General features: G+C 56.1%; 24 protein-coding genes. 17 read left to right on the top strand and 7 right to left on the bottom strand.

From position 1 onward, the window contains the following. Positions 1-168: 168 nt before the first annotated feature. The 3 genes from R5H23_RS07900 to R5H23_RS07890 all read right to left on the bottom strand — a co-directional run bounded on the left by R5H23_RS07900 (position 169) and on the right by R5H23_RS07890 (position 2,915). Positions 169-1,107 (bottom strand): glutaminase, encoded by a 939-nt coding sequence (locus tag R5H23_RS07900; RefSeq protein ID WP_046899520.1) that lies wholly within the window; start codon positions 1,105-1,107, stop codon positions 169-171. 109 nt (positions 1,108-1,216) lie between these two features. Then, a complete protein-coding gene (gene cysG / locus R5H23_RS07895; RefSeq protein WP_317215029.1) occupies positions 1,217-2,614 on the bottom strand; it encodes a siroheme synthase CysG in 1,398 nt (465 codons plus the stop codon). 148 nt (positions 2,615-2,762) lie between these two features. Then, a complete protein-coding gene (locus R5H23_RS07890; protein ID WP_317215028.1) occupies positions 2,763-2,915 on the bottom strand; it encodes a hypothetical protein in 153 nt (50 codons plus the stop codon). A gap of 219 nt (positions 2,916-3,134) precedes the next feature. Between R5H23_RS07890 and R5H23_RS07885 the strand changes: the two genes are divergently transcribed. The 8 genes from R5H23_RS07885 to spt all read left to right on the top strand — a co-directional run bounded on the left by R5H23_RS07885 (position 3,135) and on the right by spt (position 12,856). Further along, the gene (locus R5H23_RS07885) at positions 3,135-3,263 is read left to right on the top strand and encodes a hypothetical protein (protein ID WP_256445572.1); all 129 of its coding nucleotides are present in this window, start codon (positions 3,135-3,137) and stop codon (positions 3,261-3,263) included. 68 nt (positions 3,264-3,331) lie between these two features. Then, positions 3,332-3,901: an HD family hydrolase gene (locus tag R5H23_RS07880; RefSeq protein ID WP_046899522.1), complete on the top strand. Its 570-nt coding sequence runs from the start codon at positions 3,332-3,334 to the stop codon at positions 3,899-3,901. Positions 3,902-4,071: 170 nt separating this feature from the next. Next, the gene (locus tag R5H23_RS07875; protein WP_317215027.1) at positions 4,072-6,708 is read left to right on the top strand and encodes a TonB-dependent receptor plug domain-containing protein; all 2,637 of its coding nucleotides are present in this window, start codon (positions 4,072-4,074) and stop codon (positions 6,706-6,708) included. Between the two features lie 341 nt (positions 6,709-7,049). Continuing rightward, positions 7,050-8,360 carry a lipopolysaccharide biosynthesis protein gene (locus R5H23_RS07870; RefSeq protein ID WP_317215026.1) on the top strand — a complete coding sequence of 437 codons (1,311 nt, stop codon included), beginning with the start codon at positions 7,050-7,052 and terminating at the stop codon, positions 8,358-8,360. Continuing rightward, complete coding sequence (locus R5H23_RS07865; protein ID WP_317215025.1) at positions 8,357-9,487, top strand: sensor domain-containing protein; 1,131 nt, start codon at positions 8,357-8,359, stop codon at positions 9,485-9,487. The genes R5H23_RS07870 and R5H23_RS07865 overlap by 4 nt, the downstream gene beginning before the upstream one ends. Continuing rightward, positions 9,487-11,298 carry a fatty acyl-AMP ligase gene (locus tag R5H23_RS07860; RefSeq protein WP_198150456.1) on the top strand — a complete coding sequence of 604 codons (1,812 nt, stop codon included), beginning with the start codon at positions 9,487-9,489 and terminating at the stop codon, positions 11,296-11,298. Before R5H23_RS07865 ends, R5H23_RS07860 begins: the two co-directional genes overlap by 1 nt. 113 nt (positions 11,299-11,411) lie before the next feature. After that, on the top strand, positions 11,412-11,666 hold the full coding sequence (locus R5H23_RS07855; RefSeq protein ID WP_046899528.1) for an acyl carrier protein: 255 nt from the start codon (positions 11,412-11,414) through the stop codon (positions 11,664-11,666). Continuing rightward, entirely contained in the window at positions 11,663-12,856 is a 1,194-nt protein-coding gene (spt, locus tag R5H23_RS07850; RefSeq protein ID WP_264648368.1) for a serine palmitoyltransferase, read from the top strand. Before R5H23_RS07855 ends, spt begins: the two co-directional genes overlap by 4 nt. An 82-nt stretch (positions 12,857-12,938) precedes the next feature. Here spt and R5H23_RS07845 read toward each other — a convergent pair whose 3' ends face one another. Together R5H23_RS07845 and R5H23_RS07840 are read right to left on the bottom strand one after the other, a co-directional pair. After that, the gene (locus R5H23_RS07845; RefSeq protein WP_408874341.1) at positions 12,939-13,871 is read right to left on the bottom strand and encodes a hypothetical protein; all 933 of its coding nucleotides are present in this window, start codon (positions 13,869-13,871) and stop codon (positions 12,939-12,941) included. Continuing rightward, a complete protein-coding gene (locus R5H23_RS07840) occupies positions 13,864-14,814 on the bottom strand; it encodes a diacylglycerol kinase family protein (RefSeq protein WP_099210178.1) in 951 nt (316 codons plus the stop codon). The genes R5H23_RS07845 and R5H23_RS07840 overlap by 8 nt, the downstream gene beginning before the upstream one ends. Positions 14,815-14,937: 123 nt before the next feature. Between R5H23_RS07840 and R5H23_RS07835 the strand changes: the two genes are divergently transcribed. From R5H23_RS07835 to R5H23_RS07810, 6 genes are read left to right on the top strand one after another with little or no spacing between them, the layout of a single operon-like run. Continuing rightward, positions 14,938-15,846 (top strand): metallophosphoesterase, encoded by a 909-nt coding sequence (locus tag R5H23_RS07835; protein WP_317215022.1) that lies wholly within the window; start codon positions 14,938-14,940, stop codon positions 15,844-15,846. Further along, positions 15,843-16,994, top strand: coding sequence for an LptF/LptG family permease (locus tag R5H23_RS07830; protein ID WP_046899531.1), 1,152 nt, complete (start codon positions 15,843-15,845; stop codon positions 16,992-16,994). The genes R5H23_RS07835 and R5H23_RS07830 overlap by 4 nt, the downstream gene beginning before the upstream one ends. Continuing rightward, on the top strand, positions 16,991-18,091 hold the full coding sequence (locus R5H23_RS07825) for an LptF/LptG family permease (protein WP_215765666.1): 1,101 nt from the start codon (positions 16,991-16,993) through the stop codon (positions 18,089-18,091). Before R5H23_RS07830 ends, R5H23_RS07825 begins: the two co-directional genes overlap by 4 nt. Next, positions 18,088-18,885: a sterol desaturase family protein gene (locus R5H23_RS07820; RefSeq protein WP_317215018.1), complete on the top strand. Its 798-nt coding sequence runs from the start codon at positions 18,088-18,090 to the stop codon at positions 18,883-18,885. Before R5H23_RS07825 ends, R5H23_RS07820 begins: the two co-directional genes overlap by 4 nt. Beyond that, the gene (locus R5H23_RS07815; RefSeq protein WP_317215016.1) at positions 18,882-19,637 is read left to right on the top strand and encodes a nucleotidyltransferase family protein; all 756 of its coding nucleotides are present in this window, start codon (positions 18,882-18,884) and stop codon (positions 19,635-19,637) included. Before R5H23_RS07820 ends, R5H23_RS07815 begins: the two co-directional genes overlap by 4 nt. Then, complete coding sequence (locus tag R5H23_RS07810) at positions 19,634-20,734, top strand: glycosyltransferase (RefSeq protein ID WP_211509127.1); 1,101 nt, start codon at positions 19,634-19,636, stop codon at positions 20,732-20,734. Before R5H23_RS07815 ends, R5H23_RS07810 begins: the two co-directional genes overlap by 4 nt. Here the strand turns inward: R5H23_RS07810 and R5H23_RS07805 are convergent. Further along, positions 20,700-21,590 carry a hypothetical protein gene (locus tag R5H23_RS07805; protein ID WP_317215015.1) on the bottom strand — a complete coding sequence of 297 codons (891 nt, stop codon included), beginning with the start codon at positions 21,588-21,590 and terminating at the stop codon, positions 20,700-20,702. The two genes, R5H23_RS07810 and R5H23_RS07805, sit on opposite strands and share 35 nt — an antisense overlap. A gap of 66 nt (positions 21,591-21,656) precedes the next feature. Between R5H23_RS07805 and R5H23_RS07800 the strand changes: the two genes are divergently transcribed. From R5H23_RS07800 to R5H23_RS07790, 3 genes are all read left to right on the top strand, one after another. Then, the gene (locus tag R5H23_RS07800; RefSeq protein ID WP_086634104.1) at positions 21,657-22,184 is read left to right on the top strand and encodes an MmcB family DNA repair protein; all 528 of its coding nucleotides are present in this window, start codon (positions 21,657-21,659) and stop codon (positions 22,182-22,184) included. Between the two features lie 9 nt (positions 22,185-22,193). Then, entirely contained in the window at positions 22,194-22,982 is a 789-nt protein-coding gene (locus tag R5H23_RS07795; RefSeq protein WP_317215013.1) for an inositol monophosphatase family protein, read from the top strand. Positions 22,983-23,073: 91 nt separating this feature from the next. After that, entirely contained in the window at positions 23,074-23,952 is an 879-nt protein-coding gene (locus R5H23_RS07790) for a lipid-binding SYLF domain-containing protein (RefSeq protein WP_046899537.1), read from the top strand. A gap of 40 nt (positions 23,953-23,992) precedes the next feature. Here R5H23_RS07790 and mltG read toward each other — a convergent pair whose 3' ends face one another. Further along, positions 23,993-25,033 (bottom strand): endolytic transglycosylase MltG, encoded by a 1,041-nt coding sequence (gene mltG, locus R5H23_RS07785; protein ID WP_317215012.1) that lies wholly within the window; start codon positions 25,031-25,033, stop codon positions 23,993-23,995. Between the last annotated feature and the right edge of the window lie 2 nt (positions 25,034-25,035).

Genomic DNA, 25,035 nt, shown 5'->3' with positions numbered 1-25,035 from the left:
AGAGAGGATCGGAACTGGAGCCCTCATATTTGCAATTGATAATTATTGTCAATTAGATGTTATCAAGGGAATTGCATCAAAGAATGCCTAACCCCGGCACGGCCAGATCCGTCTCAATAAATATTCTTGTTTTTCAATTACATAAAAGGAAAATATGCTATCTCCAGCTCAGTGACTGGCGCGAAAAACGTTCCATCCCGTATGCTGAACAAGACGCTCAAGGGCACGTGTTCCCAGCAGTGAATTGCCCTGCGCATTCAAACCCGGTGACCATACCGCAACCGACGCCACACCGGGAACGACGGCTAGAATACCGCCTCCGACGCCTGACTTTCCTGGCAAACCAACCCTGATCGCAAAAGAGCCGGACCCGTCATAGTGTCCACACATCATCATGAGAGCGAGTACGGTCTGGGCATTTCGCGTGGAAATAACGCGTTCGCCCGTTCGAGGATTAATTCCGCCCGTCATCAGATAGGTGCCCATTTCCGCAAGCTGCCTGCAACTCATGGTCAGCGCGCACTGATGAAAATAGAGGTCAAGCGTTTCATCAACGGGATTATGAATATTCCCGAAGGTCCGCATGTAATTGGCCAGAGCCTTGTTGCGAAATCCGGTCTCTTCTTCCTGCCGCGCCACATCCCGATCAATCAGGATGGTATCCGGATCTGAGCTCATGGGCTTCAGGAAGCCCAAAAGCTCATTCTGCGCACCGTCCAAGCCGTACTGGGACGTCAGAATATCCGATACGACGATCGCCCCCGCATTGATGAACGGATTTCTCGGAATGCCGTTTTCGCTTTCAAGCTGGATGATCGAATTGAATGCACTGCCTGACGGTTCCTGACGCACCCGGCTCCAGAGCCCGGCGTCCACCGCATTAAGCGCGAGCGTCAGGCCGAAGACCTTTGAAACGCTCTGAATGGAAAAGGCTTCTTCAGCATCCCCAACAATATGACTGCCGCCTTCTGCATCGATAATGGCCATTCCAAACCGGCCGAGATCGACGTTTGCCAACGGCGGAATATAGTTTGCCACCTGCCCCCGATCTGTCTCGGCACGCATTTCCTCTGCGATTTCCGTGATAATAGCGGTCAGTGACGGCATAAGGGGTCATCTCCAGTTCAGGCGCTTGTAAGACCTTTCACAGAGCAGCCTATTGAAAAAAGGCCTTTTTTAAGAACAGGAGCCATGCATCTTACGCGCAGCTCTTTATTCAGGGTGAAACAACGCGATGACGAACAACCTCCCCCACAATCACGAGCGCGGGGGAAGAGACCTGTGCTTCGGCGGCCTGAGCCGCCATTGTTCCGAGTGTTCCCGTCAACACACGTTGCCCGGGCTGGGTTCCCCGTTCCACAATGGCTGCTGGCCAGTCTGACGGCAGGCCATTTTTTACTAGACCCGCCATCAGAGCTGGCAACGTCGAAATTCCCATATAGATAACGACAGTCTGACGGCGATCCGCCATGTCATCCCAAGGCAGATCCAGCACGCCATCCGCCCGTGCGTGCCCTGTCACAAACAGACACGCCTGAGCACAATCCCTGTGTGTCAGGGGAATACCTGCGTAGGACGCACATCCGCTGGCAGCGGTAATGCCCGGCACAACACGAAAAGACACTCCCGCGTCCACCAGGGATTCAATTTCCTCACCACCCCGCCCGAAGATGAACGGATCGCCCCCCTTCAGACGCAGAACACGCTGACCGGCTTTCGCGTGACGGACCATCTCGCTGTTGATTTCGGACTGTGGCATCGCATGGCGATTACGCTGCTTGCCCACAAAAATCAGCTCCGCGTCACGTCGAACACGTTCGAGCAACACTTTGGGTAACAGATTATCGTAAAGCACCACGTCAGCATTCTGCATGAAGTGGAGGGCCTTCAATGTCAGAAGATCGGGGTCGCCAGGCCCGGCCCCCACAAGCCAGACCTCGCCAGAAGCCCGCTGTGCAGACAGGAGCACATCAAGCACACCGTCAGCCCGGACCTCATCGCCTGCCAGTGCAGCTTCTGCGCCTGCTCCGTCCAGAAAATCTTCCCAGATCCGTTTCCGATCCTGCACTGCAGGATATTGTGCGGACACCCGCGCCCGGCGGGACTGCATATACGCGGCGAGTTGCCCCGTCCCATGCGGCATCCAGCTTTCAATTTGTTCCCGCAGTCGACGCGCCAGAACCGGTGCTCCGCCAGCGGTTGAAATTGCAACACGTACAGCCCCACGCCGAACCTGAGCAGGCGTAATGAAGGTGGACGGCTCCGGATCATCAACGGCACAGACAGGAATATTTAACGTGTCAGCAAGAGCAGCCACTACGCGATTGACGGTCCGATCGTCTGTTGCCGCATAGACCAGACGACACCCCGGCATGACAGTCTGTAAAATATCAGCGTCAACGCGACCGCCTACATGCCGCGCCAATCCCGCATCCACCCACTCCTGAACAACGGCATTCAGGGCTTCCGCAACAATCTCGATCTGCGCACCATGATCAAGCAAAAGCCTGCCTTTGTTGACAGCAACTTCGCCGCCGCCAACCAGCAATACACGTGCGCCCTCCAGACGAAGGGAAATGGGAAACCAGCCTGTCTCAACCCCGGATGCGGGCATCTCTATATCCATGTGCGTTCAGAATAACAGTTCCAGAACGGAACGCTGTTTCTCTTCCCTACACGGCCACCCCGAACAGGCAAAGACAGGATGCCCTCAGAAAAACCCAAACTGCTTTGAGTTCAGGCTTCTCTGTAAAAGGTAAGGGTCAGCGGTGCCCATACCCTCCGCCGCCGCCAACGTAAGGTCCGCCTCGGCCTTCGTGATGATGATGTCCCCGTTCATGATCGTATGGCCCGTAGCACGCCATCAGGGGTGCCATCATGGCAAAACCCAGCACCATCATTGCAAGACGCTTCATGGGAAAATCCTTTTGAAAGACTGAACCGATAAGATTTCTATTCAGGAAATATGGCTGCTTTCCGGCGACAGTTTCCTTGATGTGACGCGGCAAGCCCTTGAAGACCCACTTGCATTTCGGTCCTACACAGACGGGGAGTTACCATTTTAACCATTTTCGCATATAATTTCGTACGACTGTAGGACAACCGTTCGCCTGCACTCGCCCCAGGAGCGCGACATGATGGCTGAATTTATCGTCAAGGCGATCAAATCGATCCAGAACGGTATGGGTTTTCCAATCCTTCTTGGAATTCTGGTTCTACTCGTGATCGCCGGATATCTGGTGCTTTACGCGCTGGTAATGTGACAGGACGCCATCTCTCAGGATCAGGCCTGACTTTGGCCTCAAATTCCTAATCGTCAGGACCTATTTTGATGACCACACACGAGATCAAGAAGCGTCTCGATTTTCTCCGCGAAGCCTCCAAGCTTAAAGATGTGCTTCGCCGCGCTTTTACTCTGGGTGGTCAAGCTGAAAGCACCGCAGAACACACCTGGGGTCTATGCCTTCTTGTCATGACTTTCGCCGACCAGCTTGAAGGCATCGATCTGCTGCGCCTCCTTAAAATCTGTATTCTCCATGACTTGGGCGAAGCCATCCATGGCGATATTCCGGCCATTTCCGTTGAAGCTTCCAGCAACAAATCCCAGCAGGAACGTGAAGATCTCCTGACCGTGATGGCCCCTCTTCCCGAGCATTTAAAAGAAGAGTTTCTTGAGCTTTGGGATGAGTACGAAAATGCCTCCAGCCCTGAGGCAAGGATGGCAAAGGCTTTCGACAAACTCGAAACCATTTCCCAGCATAATACTGGCATCAACCCGCCAGACTTCGACCATGAATTCAATCTGACTTATGGCCGCCGCTATACCGACCATTCAGCATTAACCCGTGCGATCCGCGACGTCATTGACAGTGAAACCATGCGAAACGCTGAGAAAGTCTGAACACACGCTGATTGTTGCGGAGAATTTTGTTTCTCGACAAAAAGAAACAGTTTCCCCAAAAATACCCCATTATGGTTTCTGCGTCAGGGAATGACCTGACGATCCTTCGCTGCTCCAGACACAAACGGAGCGCATAAATTCGCATTTCCGGGAGATCGGCAGGCCACAGCATGACCAGCCACCATTCTGGCACTCCAGCCGCTACACGCTCCCGATTAAATTTTAGAAAACTGACGTGTTGCGGTTTCAGCGCCGCCCTCTCCTGCGGCTCAGCCTGGGCACAAAGCACCAATACGACGGGCACAACCCCATCCAACGTATCCGGCAGCACGACATCCACAACGGAGCATATCGTCGTTACCGGCCATAAACCGGAAGGAGCCGTCATTGGTGCGCCAAAACCACTCATGCAGATCAGCGCAGATGAGATTAAATCCTATGGCGTCGATACCGTAACAGATCTGTTGAGCACCATTTCGCCTGAGACACGCTCTGGACGGGGAGCAACAGGAAATGCTCCCGTTGTTCTCCTAAACGGCAAACGAATTTCCGGCCTTCAGGAGGTTAATGACCTTCCCTTTGAAGGAATTGCACGTGTGGAAATTTTTACGGAAGAAGAAGCCCTCCGTTATGGCTATGCGGCAGACCAGCGCGTCGTCAACATCATCACCGTCAAGCACTTCCGGTCAGTTCGTGCGCGCGTATATGGCGAAACATCCACGGATGGGGGCGGAGAAAATGGTGCTCTTTCCCTCAGCTTCACGCGCCTGCAAGACGAACGGCGCATCAACCTCAGCGCTCGTTACACGGCCAGTTCATGGCTGAGAGACAGCCAGCGCAACGTGGCTCCCCCGGCGGCAAACTCACTCTATGCCACACAGGGCAACCTCAGTACGTCAGATGGTACCAGCCTGGACCCGGCCCTTGATGCTCTGTCCGGACAGACCGTCACTACGGCAGGCAGCCCATCCTTGCCTTTTGGGCAGGCTGCAACGCTGGACGATATTCTCCCCTACGCGAACAGTCCCAATACCAGCACGAATGCCTCAGCGTATACGCTTCAGCCACGCAAACACGAATTGAATCTGAACGGGGTTTACGCTGATCGTATCACTGAAAATGTCAGTTCATCTCTCAATGTGAGTTTTGATCATCAAGATCAAATCAGTCTGCAGGGGCTACCGCATGGGGTACTCACGCTGCCTGGCGGAAGTTTCTATTCACCATTTACCCAGTCTGTTCAGCTTTTCCGCAGCTTTGGAAACATCGCCCCCCTTCAGCAGACCGCACACACCGAAACAGGACACGCCGGCCTTAATTTTAATGGCGATCTCGGCGACTGGAAGTGGAATGCCAAGGGCAGCTACGATTACACTCAAACAGTCACGAACAGCCAGACTGGGCTGTCACTCACAACGGCCCAAGCAGCCCTGAATTCCAACGATCTTTCTTTCGACCCATGGACAACAGTTTCTCCAGCCTGGTTAGGCACGCGCCTCGTCAATCACGGTCGCACCACAAGTAATCAGGGTCAGATCAGCGGATTGCTCTCCGGTCCGGTTTTCACGCTTCCTGCGGGAGATGCCTCCACCAGCATTGCAGCCACGGGAACACTCAGCCAGCAGAACGCTGTATCCACCGTCAATACCGTGACATCTCGCGCGGCCATTAGCCGAGATATTGGTACAATTCGGATCAACGGCGACCTTCCGATCGCAAGCCGAAAGAACCACTTTCTGTCTTTTCTTGAAAAGCTGGATGCCAATGTGAACGGTGCGGTCAGCCAGGTGTCCCACTTCGGAACATTAGGAACCGTCGGTGGGGGCGTCACATGGGCGCCTTTCACATGGATCCAGCTGCCGCTCTCCATCACTGAACAGACAGAAGCACCCGCAGCCTCCTCCCTTGTGGCGCCCACAATCGAAACTCCGAACGTCACAACATATGACTATGTGCGTGGAGAGTCCGTTCAGGTCACGACTGTATCTGGAGGCAACCGGAACCTGCGGTCAGCCGATCGACATGAAATCAGTCTTGGTGCCATCCTGTCCCCTCCGTTTCTGGACGGATCACGACTGCACATCAATTACGTGCACGACAACACACATAACCCGGTTCTGTCTCTACCCACTGCCACCGCAGCCATTCAGGATGCTTTCCCGGATAACTACCAACGAGATGCCGACGGCGTTCTGGAACGTGTGGATTTAAGGCCAGTCAACGCCGACTATGAGAAGCGGACAGAATGGAACACCACCTTCTCGCTCTCACGTCCCTTCGGAAACGAGCCTGACAAAGCGCACCATAAAGGACGGCCAGGCAATACCACGCAGGGTCGGTATTACGTTGTCCTGACCCAGGTCTGGCGATTGAACGATACTGTGCGATTACGATCCGGCCTCCCCGCGATAGACCTCCTAAACGGCGGAACGATAGGTGGTCTTGGCGGCAAACCCCGTCATGAAGTGGAACTTCAGGCAGGGGCTTATCGAAACGGTATTGGCATCAGGCTGGACGGCAAGTGGCAATCAGGCACATCAACTCTAGGCAGCACGTCCGCAGGCAGCCTGTATTTCAGTAGCCTCGCAACCCTGGATTTTTCGGTTTTCGTTACTTTGGGAGACGTCCCCCGCTGGAAACACAGCGACTGGGCTCAGAATTTTAGAATCATGTTGTCGTTGGATAATGTCTCGAACAACCGCATTCACGTTCATAACGGAACCGGCGCCACACCGGCTGGATACCAGCCCGCCTTCATGGATCCCATGGGGCGGACTATCGGGTTGTCTCTTCGAAAATCGCTCTAAAATCGCTCATCACGCCTTCTTGGCCCTGCCGTCCAAAGATGTGCGCGAAAGTTAGATTACACACTGACACAGAACGCGGGCTTGCCTTCAAACAGTTGAGATCCTTGCAATTCTGCAAAGTTCTCGCGTGTGGGTCTCGTCCCCAAACTGTCCATGTTCATCCCTCCGTAGAGGTGAATGCAACGTTTGGTCATAAAATGTGAGTTTAGATTTTCTCTTGAGACCCTATGTGTGAAGCAGATTTGTGACAACGATTTGACAGCCATGAAAGTTTCCTGCGCCTGATGTCGGCCGAAGAACCGCCTTTACAACTCCCGAAAGTGGCCGGTGTCCGACGCGTCATGAGCAATGTTGGTGTGTTGCTTGGAGGACGTGTCGTGAATGCGCCCCTGAGCCTCCTCCATATCTGGATGGCAACACATTTCCTTGGAAGTTATGGCTTTGGTCTCATCGCCATGATGTACGCCTTCGCGCGTACCATGGGCGATCTGGTCGATTTCCAGTCCTGGCAGACAGTGCTGAAATATGGCCTTCGCCCGCTGACAGACGGAGACCGGAGAGGGTTTCAGCGCGTCATAGCGTTCAGTTTTCTGCTGGATGGCCTTGGAGGGCTGCTTGGGTTTTCTGGCGGCTTGGTCATCAGTATCTTTGCTATGAAAATGCTGGGCTGGCCGCCAGAAATTCACCAGACAGGAACAATATTCTGCCTGTCGATCCTATTCATGGCGTCCGCCACACCCACAGGTCTTCTGCGCATCTTCAACAGATATGATCTGATTTCCATTCAAGGCGTCGTCGCCACTCTCGTTCGCGTCGTGGGTACTTTTTTCCTCGCCGTAAAAGGCGCGTCCGTACCAGCATTGGCGTTCGTGTGGATGTTCGCCGAATTTGCAGCGTGGGCAACACTCGTATTTATGGCCGTCCGGGAGTTGATCCGCCGAGATCTGATGCGTGGCCTTACAAAAGAACTACGCGATCTGATCCCTGACCTGCTGAATGGGCATTTCTTTCGAACCCATCTCGGTATCAGGCGCTTTGCGCTTTCCACAAACCTCAATTCTGCCCTGGCTCTGACCTTCGGGCATATTGGGACGCTTGTAGTGGGAGCGTTCGTTGGCCCCGCAGGTGCCGGGTATTATCGGGTAGCCAGCCAGATTGCCGCGGGGATCGCCAAGCCAGCCGCACTGATTCAAACAACCGTGTACCCAGAAATGGCACGCCTTTGGCGTGATCGCGCGACAACCAAGCTTTACCGCCTGACCATTCAGGTGGCTCTTGCCGCAGGTGGGATCGGGACAGTTCTGCTTGCCGTGACCCTTCTGGCAGGGCGCCCCCTTTTACAGCTTTATATCGGCCCAACAGGTGCAACGCAGACGATGCCAGTTACACTCTGGCTTCTTGCAGCGGAAGTTGTTGCGGTCTGGGGCCTTCCGCTCGAACCCCTCCTGTTCACAACAGACCGTTCCGGCGCTGCGACATCTGCGCGTTTCCTGGACTTTCTTGTATTTTTTCCGGGGCTTGTTCTCGTTGTCCGCAGATACGGTCTCGATGGCGTTGGCCCTATTACACTCTGCGGGGTCATGCTCCTGATCGGACTTCAGCTTCTTCTGGTTCTTCGTAAGCCCTCTCTGCGCACGATTTCCCAGCCATGAAAGTCGTCTTTCCCTTAATCGCCCAGCGACACCAGACGCTACACGCTCTACCAATCGCACTGGAAATGTCAGCCCGACATCCAGAAGTCGCCGTCCATATTGCGTGCCTGACATCAAGTCATCTCGAACTCGCGCGTTCGTTGGCTACGCTCTATCCGGAGTCTCGCGTTCAGTTTGACCTGCTTCCGATTTCAGATGCACTTCGGCATCGGATTGAAGCACAGGGACTACGAGTCCTTGACCGCCTCATGGGGCTGTTTTTCTCCCGGAAGTATTTCAAGGGCTTCGATGCCATCATCGTTCCTGAAGCAACCTCTCTTCAGCTTCGACACATGGGCGTTCGTACCCCCCGTATGATCTGGACGGGTCATGGGGCCGGAGATCGTGCCATCGGCTTTGCCAAGCATCTCAGAAAATTTGATTATCTTCTGGTTCCCGGCCGTAAAGTCGAAGAGCGGATGCTGGAAAAAGGCATCATCCGTCCTGGCTTCTATCACCGTGGCACATATGCAAAGTTTGATCTGGTTCGCCGGATGCATGCACGTCGACCACCGCTTTTTAATAACGGTCGCCCGACAATCCTGTATAATCCGCATTTCGTGCAGCGTTTCTCGTCATGGCGCATGATGGGCAAGAAGCTGCTTGATTTTTTTGCAGCACAGGATCAGTACAATCTGATCTTTGCTCCTCATTTCCGGCTGTTTGATAACCATCGCCCGGAAGGAGAAGCCCTCAGACGAGAATATGCGGGTCTGTCCCATATGCTAATCGACCCAGGGAGCGAACGAAGTATCGACATGACCTATACCATGGGCGCAGACCTCTATCTCGGGGATGTCAGCAGTCAGGTGGCGGAATTCATGATACGACCACGCCCATGCCTGTTTCTCAACGCTCACGAAGCAGCCTGGCAGGATAACCCCAATTATCAGTCTTGGACGCTTGGCCCGGTGACGGATAATATTGCCAATCCTGGACAGGAAATCATGAAGGCGTTCGACACACACTCACGTTTTCTTGAGACCCAGCGCCAATATGTACTAGAGACTTTCGAAACTTTGGGCGAACAGCCCACGGCACCCGCCGCAGCGGACGCCATAGTTAACTTTCTACACAAGGCCGCCTGATGTCCGGCGATCCTAATGGAGCTAGTCTAGGTTTGACCGAGGACACCCAGAACCCAACTCTTCCCTCCGCTCCGACGCCGAGCCGCTCTGGCCTGACCAGACGGTACGGGGACTTCACGAGCTTTGCCGCAGCCCTGGACTATGCAGCCCAGGGCGAGAGTGGATTCAATATCTACTCTGGCCGCGGACAACTGCTGGAAGCCTTGCCGTATCGGACGCTCCGCGAACAGGCAATTTCCATGGCCCAGCGTCTGCTTGGCCTTGGACTGGCAGCAGGAGACCGGGTGGCCATCGTTGCAGAAAGCGATGGTGACTTTGCCCGTATCTTCTTCGGTTGCCAGTATGCAGGGCTCGTTCCAGCTCCGCTGCCGCTTCCTGTCGCTTTTGGCGGACGTGAAGGATATGTTTCCACCCTCCGTGGCATGATCCAGAGCGCTGCAGCACGCGCTGTTGTGGTTCCGGACGTGATCGGAAGCTGGACATCGGAGATCGTTGAAGGGCTGGATCTGGTTTTCGGCGGCTCCCCCGCTGACCTCTACCGTCATGCTGAAGCCAATGTAGAGCTTCCGGAAATCAAATCCGAAAATCTGTCCTATCTCCAGTTTTCATCCGGCAGCACGCGTTTCCCAATGGGCGTTTCTGTCACTCAGGCTGCTGGAATGGCCAATGCACGCGCGATTGCCCGTGACGGTCTCAAGGTTTATCCCGCAGAAGATCCCCGCGATGATCGCTGCGTGTCCTGGCTGCCACTCTACCATGACATGGGCCTGGTCGGGTTTTTCCTGACTCCCCTGACATGCCAGTTGACGGTTGATCTGCTGCCGACCCGCGAATTCGCACGTCGCCCCCATGTGTGGCTGGACCTGATTTCTCGCAATCGCGGCACGATCGCCTACAGCCCCTCCTTTGGCTACGAGTTATGTTCGCGTCGCAGTGGCCAGGCGGATCTGGACCTCTCCTGCTGGCGCATTGCGGGGATCGGCGGCGACATGATCCGCCACCATATCCTCGAAGGCTTTGCCGAGCGTTTTGAATCCAATGGATTTGATGCCCGCGCGTTCGTTGCCAGCTACGGTATGGCCGAAGCAACCCTGGCTATCAGCTTTGCCCCGCTCAACACCGGCATTCAGACCGACACGATCGATCTCCGCACTCTGGAAAAAGACGGCCTCGCACAGCCTTCCAATGACCCTTCTCACGCGCTCCGCACCTTTGTGCTTTGCGGTGAAGCCCTTCCTGAGCACGAGATTGAAGTCCGTGACCCGCTCGGTAACATTCAGCCTGAGCGCCACGTTGGCTGTGTTTTCGTCCGTGGACCGAGCCTCATGTGCGGCTATTTCCGCCGCCCCGAAGAGACCGAAGCCGTTCTAGATGCTGATGGCTGGCTGAACACTGGCGATCTTGGCTACCACCTGAACGGCCAGATTGTCGTAACGGGCCGCGCCAAGGACCTTATCATCATCAACGGCCGGAATATCTGGCCGCAGGATCTGGAATGGTCTGCCGAGAGCGAGATCAGTACCCTCCGGTCCCGCGATGTCGCAGTCTTCTCCCTGGAAACGGAAACAGGCGAGAATATCGTCGCACTTGTTCAGTGCCGTGCAACCGAAGAAGAAAACCGCAACACGCTCCGTGATGAAGTCACGAGCCTGTTCCGCCGTCAGCATGGTGTGGACGTGCAGGTTATTCTGGTTCCGCCCCGCACCCTTCCACAGACGTCTTCCGGCAAGCTGACGCGTGCCCGTGCCAAGACAATGCTTCTGTCAGGTCAGTTCGATCTGCAGACCGAGCCAACCAACTCCGCAGCCTGACGGACACACCTGACCGCTTTTCCTCTCCCTGCTCAGGGAGGGGGTGGCGAACAGACGTGCTTTGACGCATAAAGCGCTCACAAACTGCATAGTAAGACCGAGAGTTCAATTCCATGACTGACAGCGTCGCCGGCATCTCCGGAATGATCATAGAAAAGCTGCTTGCCAACCCGAAAGTGCCGCGGGACATCAATGGCAACAGCAAGATCGTCGAAGATCTGGCTTTTGACAGCCTCGCCGTCATGAACTTCGTCATGGAAATTGAAGATGAGCTGGATGTGTCTGTCCCGCTCGACAAGCTGGCAGATATCCGCACCATCAACGATCTGGCTGCCTGCCTTCATACACTGAAGGCAAGCCACGCGTGATTGATATCTTTGCAAAACACGCCGCCCTCCGGGCAGCCTATGATGGATTGACGGCAGTTTCGCCACGCAACCCGTTCGAGGTCGTGATTGAACGCCCGCTCTCAGCCACGGTCGGTCTGATTGAGGGGCGCGAGACGCTTCTGTTCGGAACCAACAATTATCTGGGCCTCAGTCAGTCAGGACACGCAGCGGAAGCCGCGATTGAGACAGCCCGCACAATGGGCGTCGGCACAACGGGCTCCCGAATTGCCAACGGCACTTTCGGCCTGCATCGCAAGCTGGAAGAGCGCCTCGCCTCTTTCTTCGGCCGCAAGCACTGCATGGTGTTTTCTACGGGATATCAGGCCAACCTCGGCACGATTTCCGCGCTGGTCAACAAGGACGATGTGCTGCTTCTGGATGCAGACAGCCATGCCAGCATTTATGACGGTGCAAAACTGTCTGGTGCGCAGGTCATCCGCTTCCGCCACAATGATCCGGTCGATCTTGAGAAGCGCCTTGCACGCCTGAGCGATCATCCTGGCGCCAAGCTGATTATCGCAGAAGGCATCTATTCCATGACGGGGAACGTTGCCCCGCTGGACAAATTTGTCGAAATCAAGAAGCGCCACGGCGCCTACCTGATGGCTGATGAAGCACATTCCTTTGGTGTGCTAGGTAAAAACGGTCGCGGCGTTGCGGAACTCCAGGGCTGTGAAGACGGCATCGACTTCGTAGTCGGAACCTTCTCAAAGTCGCTCGGGACAGTGGGCGGCTACTGCGTCACGGATCATGATGGTGTTGATCTGATGCGCCTCTGCTCTCGCCCGTATATGTTCACAGCCTCCCTCCCCCCGGAGATCATCGCGGCAACGCTGGCTGCTCTTGATGATATGGTTGCACATCCAGAACTTCGCACCCGCCTCCAAGACAATGCTGCACGTCTTCATGCCGGATTGAAGGCCGCAGGCCTACAGACAGGCGAACATGTTTCGCCGGTGGTTGCCGTAACGCTTGAAACGGTGCCTCAGGCTGTCGGGTTCTGGAATGCCCTTCTTGAGAACGGCGTTTACGTTAATCTGTCTCTCCCGCCTGCAACACCTGACAACCGTCCGCTGTTGCGCTGCTCGGTTATGGCTGCTCACAGCCCTGAAGAAATTGATCAGGCAACAGCCGTCTTCAAGCAGGTTGCCGAGCATTTCCGAGACTGAGTACGGCGTCGCTTAAAACGCAAAAAGGGGACTGTTCCAAACAGTCCCCTTTTTTTATGAGCTTTTATCCTGAGCAATAACGTCAGGCGGCTTTGCGCAAACGCTTCATACGCAAAAGCAACGCGGGCAAAGTGAGCAAGGGATGTCGCCGCTCAAAATCAGAGAGGGCCAGATCAAGCCCCGTATGACGCTGGATTTTCCACGCCAGATAAGACGCACCGTTTTCAAAAGTAAACGCCGCTTTCACGAGCCGCGCTACGTTTCGAGGCTTGCCTGACGTCCCAACAAGCGCCCAGCGCCGTGCTGCCCGTTTGCGCAAAGTCGGCGACACGGCCGGCTCAAGCATTTCGCCCACTGCAGAATAACCAAGATGCGCTCGCGCCCATCCCAGGGTCAGCATGCTACTGAACCGCGCCTCTTGGCCAGCAAGCAAACTATTGCCGCGCCCCTTCTTTTCAACACGCAATTCTGAGGCGTAAGTATGAGCAAAAAGGGTCTGCCAGTACTCAAGCGCCGTCATATGCGGCGCACCCAGGAGCGCAGCCCAGCAGGAGGCCGTCGTTACACACCGCGCCAGCAAGTCCAGCAACATATCTGCTGCATGCTCGTCTCGAACCCACACGAGACGTACAGGCTGACAGAACCGAGCCCACAGTGTCGTATCGAGCGCGCCAAGTGACGTACGGTCTTCGAACTGCTCCCGCGACAACACCGCAATCTTTGCGCGCAACGTGCGATGACCGTGTTTGAATTCAGCATAACGGACATTCGGGGGAAGAAGCAGGTTGCCGGTACGAGCCACCATACTGCCTGTAAAATCCTTTGAGCTTTCCGTCACGATATAAAAATCGAGAATACCGTCCGGGTCTGCTGCGCGCAGCACCGAACCATAAAACAGAACACCCAGAGGCGGACGTGGGAAAGCGCGAGCCAGAGCATCGGCGAAAGCTACAGCGCCCTCATCAACCGGCGTTGTCAGCTCTTCAATGAGGATTTTTTCAAGTGCATCAGGCATGGAGGAAACGGAAGGCTGGCCCACGTTCAAGTCGAATACGCCCGCTCTCTGAGGGTGTGAAAACCTCTCCGTCCAGGACAAAGTCACTTCTTGTTTCAAGCATCATGTCGTCCGTTCGGCCACTCACATAGTCAGGATGCCGCCGAAGCCACCGGGGCGCACGTCCACACAGAAGCGCAGCCGTCGCACGGGCAAGGTTTTCCGGATAGGCACTGACGTCAAGATATCGCAGACCTTCCACATTCGGCTCAGCATCCCAGAACGGCCAGATTCCATGAGAAAGCCGGGATAGTCCCGTTGAAAGAAACATGAAGCTGTTCCCGTCGTAAGCGTGGCCGGACGTTTCAACCCGTAGAGGCTCCCCCTCCAACCAGCTCTTGCGGCTTTTACGAAACAGGAGACTGACAACGGTGCTGAAGAGCGTAAAGCCTACAGCCAGATCATGGGGAGCAAACCTGACGACTGCTGGGGAATGCGCCGTACGAACAGCGCGCGCATAGCCCGTACACCCTCCAAACAATCCGAGCACTGGCTTGCGGTCTGTGTCTGGCCAAGAGAGACAAATGGGTGTGCGCGTACTCGATCGCATTGCAGCCCCTTGTTGCAAGCGATTGATAGCCTCCATCTCCCTCAGCCCGAACCCGATATCCCCAGCAATGAGATTGGTGTTCCCGGATGCGATTACGGCGATATCAGGAAGGCGATCTGCTGGATATGCACGCGCAATGGCTGTCAGCGCAGCGCTGATTGTTCCGTCCCCACCATCAATGGCAATGGTTCGGACTCCCTGCCTGCAAAGGTAATGAACATGTTCGGTCATCCCCTCACGACTGTCTGATGGAACGAAATTCTCTCCGAGAAGCGCCTTGGCCTCCGTAGCGAATACGGAACCGCCGCGCCGGTTCTTACGGCTGCGAGCATTATGAATAAGGGCAAATCGCACTATAGGGGGAATTCTTCGTTTTTGTTCGGAGCTATGCGGGCGGGTCTAGCACGGCTATGATGTTTCGGCCAGAATGCGAGCTTCCCCTTCCGGCAGAAAGACTGACAAGGCTTCATTTCCTCCATGCCCCATGATCTCCCCGCAGAAACGTCTTCTCAGCGGGAGACGTGCGCCGTCGTTCTGGCCCATCTCTCGGACCCTCACCTCCCACCTCCTCCGGTTCGCTGGTGGGAAGCTCTGAACAAGCGGGCTCTCAGTCTCATTTCGTGGAAAAAGCACCGTCGGCACGTTCACCTGGCCGCGACATGCGCGGAAATTGTACAGGATATTGCCAGAGCCAACGTTGATGCCATTCTTGTCAGCGGAGACCTGACGAACTTCGGCACGCCAGCAGAGTTCACCCTGGCTGCCGAATGGCTGAAAAAGCTCCCGGCGCAGGCACTTGTCATCCCAGGCAATCATGACTGCATGATCCGTCAGCCCCCTGAAAAAGGGATCCTGCAATGGGAGAAATGGTCTGGGGCGACTTATCCGTACGCCCGCATCCACAACGGCGTTGCCATTATCGGTGTGAACTCCGGCATCCCGACCCCACCGTTCATGGCTTATGGCCGGGTTGGTCACAAGCAGCTCACCCGACTGGAAACTCTGCTGACGCAACTGGGCGATGCCGGACTCTGTCGTGTTGTCATGATCCATCATCCCCCCCGAAAAGGGCTGGTGCCATGGCGGAAGTCGCTGCTCGATCATCCCGCCCTAGCAAAGCTTCTTCAAAGAACTGGTGCTGAAATCGTTCTCCATGGGCACTCCCATGACGCGACCCTGACCCACATCGCCGGAACTGAAATACCGCTTCTTGGGGTCGCCTCTGCATCCCTGACAGACAAACGTGCTCATCGACAGGCCTGCTGGAACCATCTGACTATTCGACCCCGAAAAAGCGGTTGGACGATTGATCTTGCCCGACATCGGCCGGATGGGAGCATTACAGAACAGGCCTCCTGGTTCCGACCGCAAGGTACGCAGGCATGAAGCAGCGCGCCTCCATTCTGGACAGATATCTGCTGTGGCAGATGATGCCACCGTTCGTTATCGCCCTCTTTGCGATGCTCGTGGCGCTCCTTCTGGAACGCCTGCTCGTCCTGTTCGATTATCTGGCCTCAGCCGGAAGCTCCCTTGCGACCTGCATCGCGCTGCTGACAGATCTTCTGCCGCATTATTTCGGGATCGCTCTTCCAGCCGCGCTCTGCATCTCGGTTTTTCTCACCATCCATGGAATGAGCGACAATAACGAGATTGATGCACTTCAGGCTGGGCGTGTGTCTCTGCTGCGGATCAGTCGGCCCTTCATGATCGTTGGCCTGCTGCTGGGGGCCGTAAGTGTGCTGCTCTACGGCTATATTCAGCCGGTTGCGCGATATGATTACCGGGCGGGCTTCTATTTCGCGGCTCATACGGGCTGGGCACCGCATCTTCAGGCAGGAATGTTCGCGTCCACGTCTGATACGGCAGTGATGACGGCAGACAGCGTCAGTCACGGCGGCACCCACATGAGGCGTGTCTTCATCCGGGAAGTGAACAAGAATGGTCTTGCTCACATCATCACCGCCCGCCGCGGCATGCTCACAATTTCAGATAAAACCCGCAGCACCCAGATGGATCTCTGGGACGGTGAAATCGTCGACGATCCCTTCCCCGGAGCTGCTAATCACAAACCGACGGTCACGCATTTCTCGCATGTCGTTCGCGTCATTGATCACCCTGCAAAAGAGACGACCTTTCGCTCTCGTGGAATTGACGAACGGGAACTGACGCTTTTCGAGCTCGCACATGACCTTCGTTATGGCGTACCCGGCATCGAATATCGGACGCTTCGTGCAGAAATCGATTTTCGCATCGCGCATGCCCTTGCCATCCCGTTTATCCCTCCCCTGGCCGTAGCGCTGGCTATTGGCTCACGGCGTAGAAAGTCGGTGTGGGGATTGATTGCGGTTTCGGGCATTCTTGTCGGGTTTGACCAGATGCTGATGTTTGGACATAGCCTGGCTGCGACAGGCCGCCTTCCCATCTGGCTTGCCATCTGGGTGCCGGAAGCGCTCTTCTGCATTGGCTGTCCCGCCACTCTGCTGCGCCGGTCGCGCGGTTCCTGGAAACGCCGCAAACTGGTTCGCCCGTCATGACCGCCCACGCACCACACTATGTTCTGTATCGTTATCTGAACCGTGCACTTCTGGGGCGCTTCATGCTCTGTGGTGGCGTGCTGGTTTCTTTGCTTGAGATCCTTGCGCTCCTTGAAAAAACGACGCCCATTCTCAACCGAAATCTGGGCTTCAAGGGCATCCTGACATTTGCGCTGCTGCATCTTCCTGCGCTCAGCGTCGAGATCATGCCTCTGGCATTCATGGTCGGGGCACTGTTCCTCCTGATGCAGATGACGCTGTCATCCGAAATGTCCGCCCTCCGTGCAGCCGGACTTTCCACGATCAATCTTTACAAGCGATTTCTGCCGGCCATCCTGATTGTGGGTCTTACCGGAACAGCCATGCAGTACTGGCTCATCCCCCCTTGCGAAAATGCGCTTGCAACATGGTGGAACAAAACAGACCCTGATGCAGCGAAGCCCGACACGCCCTCAAAGCGTATTCTCTGGTTTCGTGCAGGGCCGACTCTTGTCCGTATCGGCCAGTTTGCGCATGGCGGAGCGTTCCTGAGGGATGTTACCATTTATCACCGGGACCCGGGTGGCCTTCTGACAGGGACCGAGCACGCCGCGACCCTGACGTATGACGGCAAGGACTGGCACCCGACCGGAGCGCAGGATCTCACGCTGACGGATAATGGCGCTTTTGTAAAAATCACTGGTGGTGACAATAATTTTGCCATTCCGGCGACACCATCAATGATCATGACGTTATCAGAAGATAACGCTGCCGTGACCCCAAGTCAGATCGGGGCCATCCTCCACAAAGGGGCACCTGCCAGTCTTCCCCGCGCAACATACCGCATGGCACTCTTCAGTGGCATTATTCTTCCGTTTCAGGTCGCAGTAATGCTTTTATTAGCGCTACCAGTGATCTATATCCCCCCTCGGGCAGGACTTCGAAACCCGCTTCCGGTCTATGTGCTGGCCGCGGGAATGGGCTTCGTGATCCTGCAGGGAATGATTTCCGCACTGGGCAATGCTGGAACGCTTGCCGCGCCACTGGCTGCCTGTGCGGGCCCACTTCTGGGCGCCCTTCTTGGGCTGACCTGGGTCCTGAGGATGGAGGAAAGATGAGCAAGTCCAAACCATGGCAGAACATGTCGTCCCTCCGGACGGGGCGCAGCTTCGATCTCGGAAAGATGTCGCTGCCTCAGTTGTGGATTGCCTATCTCACCTACCCCACCATCCTTCTGTATTTCGTACTGATCGTTGCAGCAGCTTTCGGAGCACTTCACTTCTCCCATAACCTGCTGACAACGCTGATACCCATTCCTGTCGTGATCGTGGTGTATCCGCTGGCCTGGTACATGATCCATCGCTTCATCCTGCATGGACGCTGGCTATACCGGAACCACTGGACCGCTTCGCTCTGGAAGCGCATCCACTTCGATCATCACCAGGACCCCCATCTGCTGGATGTGCTGTTTGGATCACCCCTGAACACCGTCCCGACCATGGGCATCATCACCATGCCGATCGGATATCTGATCTGCGGCTGGAGCGGGGCATTCTGCGCCCTGTCCACAGCCCTCGTGATGACGTGCATCTATGAGTTTTTTCACTGCATCCAGCATCTGGCCTATAAGCCGCGCTGGAAGTGGGTTGCCCGGATCAAGCAACTTCATGTTCTTCATCATTTCCATGATGAAAATGGCAATTACGGGATTACAAACTACGTGCCAGACCGCTTTTTTGGCAGTTTCTACCGTGAAGCCCGTGACCGCGCACGCAGCCAGCACGTCTTCAATCTCGGCTACGATCTGGATGAAGCCAAGCGCTATCCCTGGGTCATGAACCTTACAGGCGCTCCGCCAAAAGATCGTCCTGATGGGGCACGCTCTTCCTCCGACAACAGCCGCACAGCGTGAGCCTTCCTGTTCTCGTACTCGCTGGTTCTCGTGACGGTGAGCGTGATGTTCTAGCACAACTTGGGAAGGTCTCGCACAAAGCGCTCCTTCCGGTCGGCGGCCAACCCATGCTGGGGCGCGTCCTGCGCGTGCTGGAGAGCATGCCTTCTCTCGGGCCGATTACGGTCAGCATCGAAGCACCCGACCGTATTCGGGACATTTCCGGCGGGGCCCATGTTCTCCAATCGGCGCGGTCTCCCAGCGAAAGCGTTGCTGAAGCTCTCAGCAAGGTCGGGACGCCCTGTCTGGTGACAACGGCCGATCACGCGCTGCTGCGTCCAGAATGGATTTCAGAATTTCTTGGTAAAACGGCTGGATGTGATCTTGCCGTGGGCGTCGCTCTTCGGGAAACTGTAGAGCGAGATGTCCCGACCACGAAGCGGACCTATATTCGCCTCGCGGATATGAGCTTTTCCGGATGTAATCTTTTCTGGATGGGCACGCCTCAGGCTGCGGAAGTGGTCGAATTGTGGAAGCGGCTCCAGAAAGACCGCAAGCGGCCTCTGAAAATGGCGCGAACACTTGGGTTCGGAACACTTCTTCGGGCCCTGACAGGCCGCCTGGACTCCACCGCTCTGTGTCGTCGGATCGAAGTTCTGACGGGGGCGAAAATACGTCTCGTGCCGCTTTCTGACGGTCAGGCCGCCGTAGATGTCGATAAGCCTTCTGACCTGACACTCGCTGAACAGCTTCTGGCACAACGGTCTTCATGAAAATTGCCTACGTCATTAACTCGCTCGAATGCGGTGGCGCACAGCTACCCATCCCGGACATTGTCTCCGTTCTCCAGCAGCGAGGTGGCGAAGTCACAGTTTTCAGCCTCGAAAAGCGTGATGGCCTGGCCATTCCCGTTCTGGAAAGCCACGGCATTGAGGTTCGTGTGCGGTCAGGCGGCAACAAAGACCATTTAGCGGCCTGGCGCTGGCTGCGTGATGAAATGGACGCATTCCAGCCGGATCTGATCTGGACGTCCCTGACCCGAGCTACGCTCCTCGGCCAGCGCGCAGCCAACAGGCTTGGTGTCCCGGCAGTCCACTGGCAGCATTCTGCCCGCCTGAAGTCCGCCAACAGCCTCCTGCTCCGGCTTCTCTGCCGGAAAGCGAAGCTATGGATTGCAGACTCCCCTACGGTTGAGGATTTCGCTCGCAAAAGTCTGGGACTAAGGAACCGCGTTCTTTCCTGGCCAATTTTCCGGGCCAATCCTCACAGCCCCACAGCAAAGGCTTGGCGTAAAGGACAAACCGTCCGTATCGGAAGTCTTGGCCGACTGCACGCCGTAAAGGGGTATGACCTGCTTTTCGAAGCACTGGATCTGCTCCGTGACCACCCGGACCTTCCCCCCTATCGACTGTCCTTAGCCGGAGACGGCCCAGAAAAAGAAGCTCTGGAGCAGATCGCCAGGGAGAAAAAACTCCCGGTCGATTTTCTCGGACATTGCGATAAGCCGTTCGAATTTCTGTCGACGCTGCATCTGTATGTTCAGCCGTCCCAGTGGGAAGGCATGTGCGTTGCCGCCCATGAGGCCATGGCCTGCGCGCTGCCCGTAATTGCCACGCCGGCCGGCGAAATCCCTCACACCATGGAAGACGGGCATTCCGGTCTTGTGGTCCCGTTCAACAACGCCCCGGTTCTGGCCAGTGCGATTGCTGAACTCATCATGACACCGGGAAAGCTCAAACCCATGGGGCGCCTCTCCCGGGAGCGTGTTCTGGAGCGGTTCGGCCCGACGGCGTTTCTGCGTCAGGGAAATGCCGTTCTGGACCGAATTCCTGGCTTCAACCCAGCCCCAGACGACGCTTCACATTCATAAGATCCCGACGTGGGCCAATTCCAACACGCTTGACGTCAACAAGTGTCACCTGCCCAGCGGCTGAGAGCGTGTGGAAACCGTCTGGAAAACGACGGCGCAGCACGGCAGGCGCATCCAGCACATCACTTGGCGTCACTTTCGGCAACCCGCGCTCAAGCCCTTCAATTTTCAGCAGACGAATGCCTTGGCCATAAGTGTCACGGCAGTCTTGCGTGGGAAGGAAGAGCTCTCCATCGACAACGACCGGAGTGCCACCCGGGCGCGCTCCCGCACGGTCATTCAAAAACAGCCCGAGATGTGTCCACGGCCCCGTAAGACTATCTGCTACGGAGATGTGCAGAGCGCTTTGTCGCTCGTCTCGTGTGCCTGCGGGCGTCCAGAACATCCACCAGCGCTCGGCGTAATGGAACGGCGTGGCGTCAATTGCGGCCTCTCGGAAATCAAATGCTTCGACCTTTTCCCATTCCAACGGAAAAGCTTTGGCCCGATACAGGGTCAGGCGGCCTGAAGCACTGGCCTCGGGCAGCATGTACGTCTCCCCCCCATGCTCAAAGACATACGGGTAAGACAGATGCCAGTCTTCACGCAGGACAGGCTTTTGCTGAATCAGCTTTCCTGTCCGGTCATAGACCAGAACATCAATGGTGCCTTTGGGGTCCCGATAGTCAAAGGCTTCCGCAAAAACATGCAGCTTTCCGTCTCGCCAGAGACCAAAAGGATCGGCCAGAAAACGATGATCTCCGATATCCGGCAGGGTCGTCACCTCAAACCCGTTGAGACTACCCGCTCGGATCAGGTCCGCCAGAGGCGCGTGGATAATGGCGCAACGCCAGTGGTCCGTGCGTAGAAACGGCATGCCGACTCTCCTTGAAAAACGCGAACAGGGGCAGACGTAAAGCGCAGATCCGGGCAATATGGAACCATGAGTTCGGTCCTTTCCGAGATCCCGCCTGGTTTCCCTGAACGACAGTTTGCCATCCGGCGTGCTGTTTTGGGGCTATGTCGCGCCATGGGCTGGGCAGCAATCAACGAATTTGCCCTTCCCTCGGCCGGGCGTCGCGCAGACGTGATGGCCCTCCTGCCCGATCACAGCCTGTCCTGCATTGAGATCAAATCCGGGCTCCGCGATTTCCAGACAGATCAGAAATGGCCGGATTACAGGAACTGGTCGGACAGGCTGTACTTTGCCGTGGATGATGGCTTCCCGCTGGAGGTTCTGCCTCCGGACGTTGGTATTATCACTGTCAGTCTCAGCATGGTGCCCAATAGCCTCTTCCACAGTGTGGTGGCAGAGTGCGCCATCATCCGTGACCCCGCAGAACACCGGATCGCACCGGCACGTCGGCGGACAATTCTGCACCTGTTTGCCACCACGGCCGCCAGTCGCCTCATGTCTCTTGAGGATCCGGCCATCACTGCCTCCCTGCGCGCAGCACGCCGCACAGAATAGGATATGTCCATGAGTTTTGACCCTATTGCCGTCCGTCTTGAAGCCGCCCGCAGTGTCGTCCGGGATGCAGCGGCCCTCGCCCTTTCCATGCGCCCTCAGCCTGGTGGCCCGACTGGCACCCTTAAAGGCCGCCAAGACTATCTGACGGAAGCAGACGGAGCCGTTGAAGCGCTCGTCAGCCTTCGGATTCAGGAGCTTTTCCCGGAAGATGGTTTCCAGGGTGAAGAAGGCGGCCTGACGCGTGAGGGGCAGTTCCGTTGGGTCGTGGACCCGATTGATGGAACCTCCAACTTTGCACGCGGGCGAGACCGGTGGTGCGTGTCGCTGGGTCTGCTTGAGGGCAATGTACCCGTTGCTGGCGTTATTGAGGCCCCGGCCCTCAATGAAGTGTTCACTGCTCAGAAAGGCAAAGGCGCCTTTCTGAACGGAAAACCTATCAAAGCCTCCCCTATCAGCAACCCGCAGGAGGCCATGATTGAAATGGGATGGTCCTGCAGGGTGTCGACCGAACTGTTTGGTGAAAAAATCGGTGCCATCATGTCTCTGGGTGCCATGCCGCGTTCAGGTGGGTCCGGAGCCCTGGCGCTGGCAGACGTCGCATGTGGCCGCAGCGATGGTTACCTGGAAATCGTGATCCAGCTTTGGGATGTGGCCGCAGCACTGATCATTCTGGAAGAAGCTGGCGCTACTGTCTCTCCGTTCCTTCAGACGGGCGGTCTGACAGGGGGAGCCACTATCCTTGCGGCTGCACCGGGCATTGCACAAATCCTGTCAAACGCCGTGAAGGTGGAAATCTGACACGACCTGTTGCCCCGCACTCGTGATTTGGCCTCATTTCACGCATAGTGCGGGACAGATCCATTTTTGCCGTTAGCAGAAGGTAAGTTTTATGACCCTGTCCGGTCTCCTGCGTTCGACCGTTCTTGCCGCCACAGGGTGTGCAACGCTCGCTGCGTGTTCTGGCACAACCACCACCACAGCAAGCGAACAGCAGATAGTTGTAGATAAAGCGACGCTGGCTGTTCAGGACCTGTTTGCCAAAACAACCTCGACATCCCGCTCACAGCAGCTTCTGGCGGAAGCCAAAGCCGTCATGGTGTGCCCGTCTGTTCTGAACATGTCTTTCGGTCTGGGAGGCTCTGGCGGTCGCTGCGTCCTCATGAGCCGCGATGCGCGTGGGTCATGGTCTGATCCGGCATTCTACCGTCTGAGCACGGGGTCTCTGGGTGTTCAGGTTGGCGTCCAGAACTCCGAGATGATTTTCTTCATCATGTCCCAGCGTGGCATTCAGGCCCTGCTGGATAGCCAGTTCAAGTTTGATGCGACAGCATCCGCCTCTTTCGCCACGATCGGAACTGGTGTTGAAAGCAGCACCGCGGGTGCAAAGAATACGGACATCTATGCGGCACAGAAAGCTCAGGGCCTTTATGCGGGCGCCGCACTTGGTGGCTCCAAGCTGACAGTGGATAGCGGCGCGAACCGCGCTTACTACAATCAGGCTGTTGGTCCTGAAGACATTATCGTGACGATGCGCGTCAACAATCCGTCTGCCGATCCGCTTCGTCGCATGATGATGAACATTGCGAAACTACCAACGGCATCCACGGCCCGCTCAACAAGCGCAACGGCTCCAGCCTCTCAGGGAAGCACCTCAACGGATATCGATCCCGTAAGCAGCAGCCCCTACCCCAGCAATTACGACACCTCGAAGCCGTACAGCACCCAAACGCGCGGCGTGCAAAGTTCATCTCTGAACCCTGTGAAGTAAGACAGCAAAAAGCCCCGCACATGAAAATGCGGGGCTTTTTTTATTGTGGGACGACCGGGATTTTTTCTCGGTATGCCCGGATATTTCGGTCCTGCTCCTGAAGTGTCTCAGAGAAACTATGACCACCCTCACCCGTAGCGACGAAATATAACGCCTTACCTTCCGCTGGATGTGCCGCCGCCTCCAAAGACGTCTTGCCCGGTGAGCAGATTGGCCCCGGTGGCAGGCCGGTTTCCAGGTAGGTATTGTATGGGCCAGGGACCTGAAGATCATCATGCGTCAACGGGCGGTCCAACGTCCCCAGACCTTCGCTAAGGCCATAAATGACGCTTGGATCCGTCTGAAGGCGCATGCCAAGTTTGAGGCGGTTCAGAAAGACGCGCGCCACCATTGGACGTTCAGTCGGTACCGCTGTTTCCCGCTCGATCAGGGATGCAAGCGTCACCAGATCCTGCGGGTTCTGAATCAGGCCATCCAGAGCTTCCACATCACGCTTGTCCCAGATGGACTGCACCTGAACGTCCATCATGCGCTTCAGGCGATCAACCATGGATTGCCTTGCAGTGCCACGAACATAGGCAATCGTCTGAGGAAGAATGCTTCCCTCCACGATTTGAGGAACGTCTCCCGTCAGGAAAGGTGCTTTGCGAAGAATATCCGCAATCTTGAGCGCAGTCAGACCTTCAGGAACAGTCAACTGATGGGAAACAGGTTTACCATGCCGCAAAATTTCCAGCACATGAGCCACAGATGCTCGTGAGGGAAACTGAAGTTCCGCCGCATGAATCTGTCCATCCCGATGCGTCAGGAAGGCTGAAAGCCGGAAGAAGGCTCCGGAGGACCATGTTGGGGAAAGAATCCCGTCATCCTGAAGAGCTTTTGTAACCGTCGCGTTATTACCGCGTGGAATGACAAAAGCTTTTGTTTCAGGAAGCGGACCAGGGTCAGTGTAATGACCGTACCCGGCCACCGCTGTGGCGACAAAGAGCAGCGGCGCCATGAAGATTGCCAGCTTACGGCCAGCCTTGGGGGGAAGAAGAGGTTTTCTGTTTTCTTCGCCGTCCGGCTGGCTTTCAGGCATAA

The sequence above is a fragment of the Gluconobacter sp. GP1 genome (assembly GCF_032913585.1).
Lineage (GTDB): Bacteria > Pseudomonadota > Alphaproteobacteria > Acetobacterales > Acetobacteraceae > Gluconobacter > Gluconobacter cerinus.
This window is presented reverse-complemented; position numbering and strand designations above follow the sequence as displayed.